This is a genomic window from Polynucleobacter sp. AP-Reno-20A-A9, from assembly GCF_018882085.1.
Lineage (GTDB): Bacteria > Pseudomonadota > Gammaproteobacteria > Burkholderiales > Burkholderiaceae > Polynucleobacter.
In genome coordinates, this window is sequence record NZ_JACVPB010000034.1 from 1 (window position 1) to 353 (window position 353).

At 47.9% G+C, this 353-nt stretch carries 1 protein-coding gene; it reads right to left on the reverse strand.

Translation table 11 applies throughout. The features are described from left to right. The coding region (locus ICN39_RS11085; RefSeq protein WP_216234163.1) for a DDE-type integrase/transposase/recombinase at positions 1–353 on the reverse strand (353 nt) is incomplete at both ends.

Consider the following 353-nt stretch of genomic DNA (forward strand, 5'->3'; position numbering starts at 1 on the left):
TTTTGCCAAGGTTTACCTGGCTCGATATGTAAGTTGTGCAAACCTCGCTCTACCGCCCATTCCAATAAGATGGTACTCACAAACTCTGGACCGTTGTCACTGCGTAGAACCTTGGGGTAACCACGCTCTGCAATGACTTCCTCTAAAACCTGCACCACTCGTTTGCCTTTAATTGAGCCGGCCACATCAATGTGTAGGCTCTCTTTGGTGAACTCGTCAATTAAGGTTAAGCACTTGAGCTTTTGCCCGTTGGCACAAGCATCAAAGACAAAGTCGTAAGCCCAAACCTCATTGGGCCCAGTTGCTACATACGGTTGTCGATTTTGACTACGGTAACGCTTGCGCGTCCTTTT